Genomic DNA, 8,413 nt, shown 5'->3' on the forward strand with positions numbered 1-8,413 from the left:
GGAGAATTGTGGGCGATCGAATAATGGAAGGTGGTCAGGATGCCGAGGCCTGCCTCGCCGATGGCCGGAAGGTCGGATTCCTGCGTCAGGTCGCCGGGTGCAAGAAACTGGATGCCAGCCTGTTTCAGACCATTCTCATTATAGGCTTTGACAAAGCCAAGTGTGGTTGGCCCTGATGGGAGGAAGGCAAAAACGGCCTGGGCGCCGGAATTGCGAACCCTTTGCATCACCGGGCTGAAGTCGTTGGTCGACAGCGGCATGCGGATGGATTCGACCACCTTGCCACCTTCCTTCTCGAAGGTGGACTTGAAGGCATTTTCGGCATCGACGCCCGGCCCATAGTCGCTGACCACGGTTATGGCCTTTTCAACCCCCCGTTCGCGCGCAATCTTCGCAATCGGCGAGGATGTCTGCCATGTCGTGAACGAGGTGCGCACGACCAGTGGGCTCTTCGTGACAATCGCAGAAGTTGCAGCATTCATGATGACCATGGGTACATTGCCCTGCTGCAGCAACGGTGTCACCGCCATGGCATCCGGGGTAAAATAGAAACCGGCCAGATATTGCACGCCTTCCTTCACCACCAGTTCCTGCGCCAGCGCCTTCGACTGGGCGGGGTCGGCTTGCGGCACATCCCGGTAGAGTATCTCGATCGTATTCTCGCCAACCTTGTTGCCATGGGTAGCGAGGTAGGCATCGATGCCTGCCTTGAAATTCTTGCCCTGAATTGCGAACGGGCCCGAGAAGGGACCAATGACTCCGACCTTGATCACATCCGCGTAGGCGCTTGCAGTCATCAGGATTGATGCGGCTGCCGCCAATATGAGCTTTTTCATGTTTCCTCCCTCTATCGACTTTAGTTGTCAGATCATGCGTCACGCGATCATGATCGAATTTTCACCCTGTCCCGAGCTTTCAACGCTACCTGCCGTTTTCGAAACGAGATTCAAACAAAAGCACGCGGCTTTTGCACAAAACCACGTGATTCTCGTACAAGAATTGGCGAATCTCGCACGATTTTCTCGACTCCGATTGTGTTTCGGTTGTGACGAGTTGAACAACCGCACCTACGCATCATTTGCATTGGCGCCTTCCCCTAGACCCTCAACGGAGTCGAGCAGCATGGCGGCCGAACGCATCGCGGTCACCGTCGCCGTCACCATCGACGGCAATATCATCCATTCCAGCGCCCAGGCGGCACCGGAACGCTCCTGCTCATGGACCAGCGCATGATGCATGCCCGAAATCTGTGTGGCATTGTAACGTGCAAGCGAGACGAGGAGCTCGGCAAGAACGGGATTCTGCTTGTGCGGCATGGCCGAAGACTGACCGCCGCCTTTAAGCGCAATCTCGCCGCCGCCTTGCGCAAGAAGTGCGATATCCTGACCGATCTTTCCCAAGCAACCAGAAATATGGGACAGAAAATCCGCAAACTCGACGACAATGTCCCGCTGATTTTGCCACTGCGGAGCATTTCTGAGGTCAAGGATCGCCACCAGCCGCTTGCGGACTGCAGGCCCTTTTTCCCCCAACTTGTCCAGCGTTCCCACAGCGCCGCCGAACTGTACGACTGGGAAATTTTGCTGAAGTGCGTCGAGCTTTTGGCGATGCCGGAGCAACGGGCCCTGCCAGGCCCCGATGCGATCATGCACTGTGATCGCAATCGCTGCCTGCATACGGGTACGCCCCATCAAGCCATTGTTTCCAAATGCTTTATCCAGGTGATCGAGCCTGGTCACGAGATCCGACAATCCCTTGTCGAGGCGTGCGAGAACTGGCCTGAGCCGTATCATCAGGCTCGTATCGATGACGTCTTGACTGGTCGCTCCAAAATGCAGCGACGCTCGATATTCCTGTGGAATGGTCTCGCGCAATTGACGGATAAGCTCCGGAACGACAACGCCATCAGCGGCAACCGCTGATCTCAAAGCCGCGAGATCCGGCGTGAATGTCCTACAGGCAATTGCAATCGCTTCGGCAGCCGCATTGTCGATCACGTCTTCTTCAGCTTCGGCCTCCGCCAAGGCAGATTCGAACGACACCATCGCAGCAATATCATTCTCGACCGAGAACCATCGTATGGCTTCTTCATCGCCGATCAGCCCCGACAGATACGGGTGGTCGAAAGGAGATATGCTCATTGCTTACACATCGAAGAAGATGGTCTCCTTATCGCCTTGCAGATGAATATCAAACAGATAGGTCGAGCCGTCGCGCTTGGCGATCAGGGTCTGGACACGATTTTTGTGCTCGATGCGCATTAGGATCGGATCCTGGTCATTGGCCGCTTTTTCATCGTCGAAATAGATCCGTGTCTGCAGCCCGATATTAATACCGCGGGCAACAATCCAGACCGTGATATGCGGGGCCATCAAGCGGCCATCCTTGAAGGGAACCTGCCCCGGCTTGACGGTTTCGAAGGCAAATTCACCGGTTTCCATGTCGGTCGGGCACCGGCCCCAGCCGGTGAAATTCGGATCAGCGGTGCCCCGAAGCTCCGACGGGCTGTTGTAAAGCCCGTTGCTGTCCGCCTGCCATACCTCCAGCAACGCATCGCGCAAGGGCGTTCCGGTTCCATCAAAGACACGGCCGCGAATGGTGATCCGCTCGCCGAGTGTCTTGTCACTGACCATGCTAATACCGAGATCGGCTTCGTAAACACCTGTAATACCACAGAAATTCGGTGTGCAACCGATATGGACATAAGGTCCCGCGGTCTGTGAAGGTGTTTCTTTGAGGAACCCCAATTGCTGGACCATCAGTTGCCCTCCATGCGGTTCTCGAACAGTGTCGAGCGGCGGCCACGCAGCACAATGTCGAACTTATAGGCGCGGGCGTCCATCGGGATCGTGTTGTTCATGTCGAGAGCGGCGACAAGCTGTTCGATGGCCGTCTTGTCCGGGATCGACCTGACGATCGGGCAGTTCCAGATCATCGGATCGCCCTCGAAATACATCTGGGTGATCAGGCGCTGAGCAAAGCCGTGTCCAAACACGGAAAAATGGATATGGGCGGGACGCCAATCGTTCACGCTGTTCGGCCAGGGATAGGCGCCCGGTTTGACGGTGCGGAACCGGTAATAGCCGTCCTCATCGGTGATCGTCCGTCCGCATCCGCCGAAATTCGGATCGAGAGCGGCAATGTATCCTTCGCGCTTGTGGCGGTAGCGCCCGCCAGCGTTGGCCTGCCAGAACTCAAGAAGCGCACCGGCGACGCCCTTGCCTCGCTCGTCAATCACCCGGCCATGCACGATGATACGCTGGCCAATGGCGCTTTCCCCGGGCTTGGCGAAATTGTGGATGAGATCATTGTCGAGTTCGCCCAGAATGGAAGGGCCGAACACCGGGCCGGTGATCTCCGACAATGTATTGTCAAATGACAGCAGCGCTCGCTGCGGCGAACGGACAATACTGGTCTTGTAGTCTGGCGCATAGGCGGGCGGATGCCATTGCCTGTCACGCTGAAAGAAAGCACCGGTTTCCGGTTTCCTGTTGACCATTGTCGCCTCCCGTCAAGCTGCCTTTTCGGCTTCGAGCTCTTTATAGACCCGTTTGGCCAGCTTGATCGCGTGATTTGCTGCCGGAACGCCCGCATAAATGGCAACGTGCAGTAGTGCCTCGCAAATATCGTCCTTCGTGGCACCTGTGTTGGCCGTTGCCCGGATGTGCATGATCAGCTCTTCATCCTGTCCCAGTGCCGCCAGCAATGCGATTGTCACGATCGATCGTTGCCGCTTGGTCCAGCCCGGCCGTGCCCAGACATGACCCCATGCCGCTTCCGTGATCAGTTCCTGAAACGGCTCATCGAAATCAGTTTTGTTTATCTCTGCGTTATCGACATGGGTATCGCCCAACACGATCCTTCGTGTTTCCATGCCTTCTGCATAGCGGCGAGACGGGGCGGCCGCACCGGTCATGATTTTCCTCCAAGCTGAAATTCATCGATGAAAGCCCGAATCACGGCGGTAAGCGCCTCCGGCTGCTCGACACAGGGGATATGCGCCGCATCCTTGATCACCTCATAGCGCGAACGGGGAATGAGCTTGGCGAGTTGAAGCACAAGGTCCGGCGGCGTTGAGCCGTCCTGATCGCCGACAATGCAGATTGTAGGAACCGCAATACGCCCGGCGGCTTCCGTGAAATCGGCGCCGCTCAATGCAGCACAGGTACCGGTGTAGCCGTCGACCGGCTGGCGGACCAGCATATTGCGGTATCCGGCGAGTTCTTCGCGGCGCTGCGCGTGAAAGGCCGGCGTGAACCACAGCTTGAAAATATTATCGGCGATGGACTCGATCCCGTCCTTTTCCACCGCTGCAATGCGTGCGGCCCAGGACTCGGCCGTACCGATCTTGTGCGCCGTGTCGCAAAGGATCAGGGCGCGTACCAGATCCGGCCGTGTCGCATAAAGACCCTGTGCCACAAGGCCGCCGACAGACAAACCACAGATAACCGCGCGCTTGACGTCAAGATAGTCGAGGAGACCGGCAAGATCGCCAACGTGATCATTGATGCTGTAGGGAGTTTTACCGACGTCGGAAAGACCGTGTCCGCGCATGTCATAGGTGACTATGGCGAAATCGCCAACGAGACGAAGTATGACATCGCGCCAGATGCGAAAATCGGTACCAAGCGAATTGGCGAAGACCAGGACGGGCTTGCCTTCCGGCGCACCGATCAACTGATAGTGCAGCGTAACGCCGTTGATAGAAGCGAATTGCACAGAGATCCTCCCAATCTGTCCGTTATGACAATGGATTATACATTTGGTTCAGTAAAATGATATCTTGTCGCGTTCCATTAACCCATGGGTTATGAAAATCGATGATCGACAGCCGTATCAAGTTCCGCCACCTTCAAACCTTTCTCGAAGTCGCCCGCCAGAAGAGCGTGATGAAGGCTGCTTCCATCCTTCATATCAGCCAACCGGCTGTGACGAAAACCATTCGTGAAATGGAAGAGGCGCTTGGTGTCGCCGTGTTCGAAAGGGATGGACGTGGAATAAGGATTACGCGTTATGGCGAAGTGTTTCAGCGCTATGCGGGCGCTGCCATCACCGCGTTGCGTCAGGGCATCGATTCCGTTACCAATGAGCTGTCAGGGGAGGGTATACCGATCCGCATCGGCGCCTTGCCCACCGTTTCGACCCGCATCATGCCGCAAGCGATTAGCCTGTTTCTTCAGGAAAAGACGCAGAGCCGCCTTAAAATCGTGACCGGTGAAAATGCGGTCCTTCTTGAACAGCTGCGTCTTGGCGATCTTGATTTAGTGGTCGGCCGGCTTGCCGCGCCGGAGAAAATGACGGGGTTTTCGTTCGAGCATCTTTATTCCGAACAAGTTGTATTTGCAGTGAGCGCCCGGCATCCTCTCCTGCAGGGCAACGGGGACATCTTTACGCGGCTTGCCCAATTCCCCGTATTGATGCCAACCCGTGCCTCGATCATCCGGCCTTTCGTCGACCGGTTCCTTATTGCCAATGGTGTTGCCAAGGTCCCGCAGCAGATTGAAACCGTCTCCGACGCTTTTGGCCGCGCCTTTGTGCGCTCCAAAAGTGCGGTATGGATCATTTCTGCAGGCGTCGTTGCCAATGACATCGAGGACGGAACGCTTGCGCTGCTCCCCATCGATACGACGGAAACCAAAGGCCCCGTTGGCCTGACAATGCGTGCCGACGTGACGCCATCGCTACCGCTGATGATCCTGATGCAGACAATCCGCGAGGCGGCAACAAACACGATCAGGGCAAATTGAGAGCTCCGCTCTCCTTTCAGAATGGCAGCCCAACGTAATTCTCGGCCAGTGCTGTGGAGGCGGCACGGGAATGCACAAGATAATCCAGCTCCGCTTCCTGTATCTTCTGTCCAAACGCTCCGGTGTCGGGAAACCGGTGCATCATCATAGTCATCGACCAGGAGAAACGGACTGCCTTCCACACCCGTAAAAGCGCGCGCTGCGAATAGGCATCAAGTCCCGCCATCGAGCGGTCGGCATAGTAGTCGCGCAAGCCTTCAAACAGATAGTGGACATCGCTCGCTGCCAGATTAAGCCCCTTGGCGCCCGTTGGCGGAACGATATGGGCTGCGTCTCCCGCCAGGAACATGCGGCCAAAACGGATCGGTTCGGCGACAAAGGAGCGGAGGGGAGCTATCGATTTCTCAAACGAAGGTCCCGTTGTCACGGCTTCGGCATCTTCCTTCGGCAGACGGCTCCGCAACTCGTCCCAGAAACGCGCGTCGGACCAGGCTTCCACTTTGTCATCCAGCGGGCACTGCACATAATATCGGCTTCGGGTCATCGATCGCATGGAGCAGAGCGCAAAGCCACGTGGGTGGTTGGCATATATGAGCTCATCAGCAACGGGCGGCACCTCCGCCAGAACCCCAAGCCATCCGAATGGATAAGCACGCTCATACGTACGGATCGCATTCTCAGGCACTGACCGCCTGCTGACGCCATGAAACCCGTCGCACCCTGCAATGAATTCACAGTCGATGCGATGGGTTTTGCCATTGCTTTCATAGGTCGCGAACGGGTTGGATGAACCGAAATCATGGATGGCAACATTATCCGCATTGTAAATGGTCTTGGCTCCGACCCTCTCGCGCTTCTGCATGAGATCACGCGTGACTTCTGTCTGGCCATAAACGGTGACTTGTTTGCCGCCAGTCAGACCGGAGAGATCGATGCGGTGGTTGCGTCCGTCGAACGCCAGCGAGAATCCGCCATGCGGCAGCCCCTCCGCATGCAGCCGTTCACTTGCGTCTGCTTCATCGAGCAGGCGAACCGTTCCCTCTTCGAGCACGCCGGCACGAACACGACCAAGGATATATTCCTTGTTGACGCGATCGAGGATGACATTGTCGATTCCGGCCTTGCTCAGCAACTGACCAAGGAGCAGCCCGGCGGGTCCTGATCCAATAATTGCAACCTGAGTGCGCATAGTGCCTCCCAACACGAAATTTTCCTTAAGCCTATGCTTGAGCGTGGTGGTCGCAATGGACTTTCCGGTCATAAAATAGGACATTTCGAACATATTCGTCGGGAGTAACCTATGCGCGTTAGCGCCCCAACCTACGATCTCTACGGAGAAAACCATGCTCTGCGGCCCGATTTCTGGCTGCATTGGGAGACAATTGCCTCACGCAGTCAGCTGCACAATTGGGAGATCAAGTCCCATAGGCATGATGCGTTCTTTCAGATTCTGTACCTTCGGGGTGGAACAGGGGATGCGGTCTTCAACGACGAAATTCATCCAATCCTGCCACCGGTCATGATCGCAGTACCGCCAAAGTACGAGCATGGGTTCCGGTTCTCAAAGGATATGGACGGGATGATCATCACAATGGTCGCCTCGCGCTTCGGTGCGCTCGGACGCACGTTCATTGATGCGCAAATGAGCAATTGGATCTCGCGACCACGCCTGATTACACTCGGTCAGGACGATGGCGATTACGGCTTTCTTGTGCAGACCCTGGAAAGGCTGTGTCAGGAACTGGTGCAAGGCGGTCCCTTTCACAGTGATCTGGTCGAAGCCCATTTGCGAACCGCAATCCTGATTGCTGCCCGCCTCACGGCGCCCGACCACTATCAGACAGACGATGGCGTTAAAGAGCATCCCCGAATGAAGGCGTTGCGAACACTGGTGAACCGCCATTTCCGCGACCATCGTCCGGCAGAGTTTTACGCCAGCCACCTCGGAGTATCTCCAACGCACCTCAATCGGATTGTCAAAACGGCAACCGGGCAAAGCACCAATAGCCTGATCGCGAGTCGGCTCATTGATCAGGCCAAACGCGATCTGGTGTTCACCTCGTTCAATATCAAACAGATTGCCTACGATCTTGGTTTCAATGATCCAGCCTATTTCTCGCGCTTCTTCACCAAAGAAACCGGATCAACGCCACGCCAATATCGTGCCGAACAGTATGAGAAACTGGCAGAATAGCCCTAAACCAGCAGGTTGGTGATCGTATCACGGGTCGAACGCATCACCGGCAGATAGCGTTCGATCATTTCATCGATCGAGACTCGCGCCGCCTGCGCTCCAACATTGATCGCAGCAATGGTCGTACCGCGCATGTTGCGGACGGGAACAGCGATTGAGCAGAGCCCGATTTCCAGTTCCTGGTCGATAACCGCATATCCCTGTTCGCGCACGTGCTGAAGTTCGGCCATCAGATCGGCAAGCGTGGTTTTCGTCTTTGGTGTATTGGCCTGGCGATTACTGTTTTCGAGAATACGTCGCACTTCATCTTCGGCCATCGAAGCCAGCAAAACCCGACCCATGGACGAACAATAGGCCGGCAGCCGGCTTCCAGGATTGAGATTGATCGACATGACGCGCTTGTGCGAGGCGCGAGCGATATAGACGATCTCATTGCCGTCCAGCACAGAAGCGGAAGCGCTCTCACCAGTCT

General features: G+C 56.2%; 10 protein-coding genes. 2 read left to right on the forward strand and 8 right to left on the reverse strand.

Annotated elements, in window-relative coordinates:
- From AAAC48_RS05035 to pcaD, 6 genes are all read right to left on the reverse strand, one after another.
- A partial coding sequence (locus AAAC48_RS05035; protein WP_340653123.1) for an ABC transporter substrate-binding protein occupies positions 1–836 on the reverse strand: 836 nt, incomplete at its 3' end.
- Between the two features lie 231 nt (positions 837–1,067).
- On the reverse strand, positions 1,068–2,141 hold the full coding sequence (locus AAAC48_RS05040) for a 3-carboxy-cis,cis-muconate cycloisomerase (protein WP_340653124.1): 1,074 nt from the start codon (positions 2,139–2,141) through the stop codon (positions 1,068–1,070).
- Between the two features lie 3 nt (positions 2,142–2,144).
- Complete coding sequence (pcaG, locus tag AAAC48_RS05045) at positions 2,145–2,759, reverse strand: protocatechuate 3,4-dioxygenase subunit alpha (RefSeq protein WP_340653125.1); 615 nt, start codon at positions 2,757–2,759, stop codon at positions 2,145–2,147.
- On the reverse strand, positions 2,759–3,499 hold the full coding sequence (gene pcaH / locus AAAC48_RS05050; RefSeq protein ID WP_340653126.1) for a protocatechuate 3,4-dioxygenase subunit beta: 741 nt from the start codon (positions 3,497–3,499) through the stop codon (positions 2,759–2,761). Before pcaH ends, pcaG begins: the two co-directional genes overlap by 1 nt.
- Positions 3,500–3,511: 12 nt before the next feature.
- Entirely contained in the window at positions 3,512–3,916 is a 405-nt protein-coding gene (gene pcaC, locus AAAC48_RS05055; protein WP_340653127.1) for a 4-carboxymuconolactone decarboxylase, read from the reverse strand.
- Complete coding sequence (pcaD, locus tag AAAC48_RS05060) at positions 3,913–4,719, reverse strand: 3-oxoadipate enol-lactonase (RefSeq protein WP_340653128.1); 807 nt, start codon at positions 4,717–4,719, stop codon at positions 3,913–3,915. The genes pcaC and pcaD overlap by 4 nt, the downstream gene beginning before the upstream one ends.
- 101 nt (positions 4,720–4,820) lie before the next feature.
- On the opposite strand from pcaD, the gene pcaQ reads away from it, so the two are divergent.
- On the forward strand, positions 4,821–5,747 hold the full coding sequence (pcaQ, locus tag AAAC48_RS05065; protein ID WP_340653129.1) for a pca operon transcription factor PcaQ: 927 nt from the start codon (positions 4,821–4,823) through the stop codon (positions 5,745–5,747).
- Positions 5,748–5,763: 16 nt separating this feature from the next.
- On the opposite strand, the gene pobA is transcribed toward pcaQ, so the two are convergent.
- Entirely contained in the window at positions 5,764–6,936 is a 1,173-nt protein-coding gene (pobA, locus tag AAAC48_RS05070) for a 4-hydroxybenzoate 3-monooxygenase (RefSeq protein WP_340653130.1), read from the reverse strand.
- Between the two features lie 111 nt (positions 6,937–7,047).
- Between pobA and AAAC48_RS05075 the strand changes: the two genes are divergently transcribed.
- Complete coding sequence (locus AAAC48_RS05075) at positions 7,048–7,941, forward strand: helix-turn-helix domain-containing protein (RefSeq protein WP_340653131.1); 894 nt, start codon at positions 7,048–7,050, stop codon at positions 7,939–7,941.
- Positions 7,942–7,943: 2 nt separating this feature from the next.
- Here AAAC48_RS05075 and AAAC48_RS05080 read toward each other — a convergent pair.
- The coding region (locus AAAC48_RS05080) for an IclR family transcriptional regulator C-terminal domain-containing protein (RefSeq protein ID WP_340653132.1) at positions 7,944–8,413 on the reverse strand (470 nt) is incomplete at its 5' end.

It is taken from the genome of Phyllobacterium sp., assembly GCF_037994405.1.
Classification (GTDB): Bacteria; Pseudomonadota; Alphaproteobacteria; order Rhizobiales; family Rhizobiaceae; genus Phyllobacterium.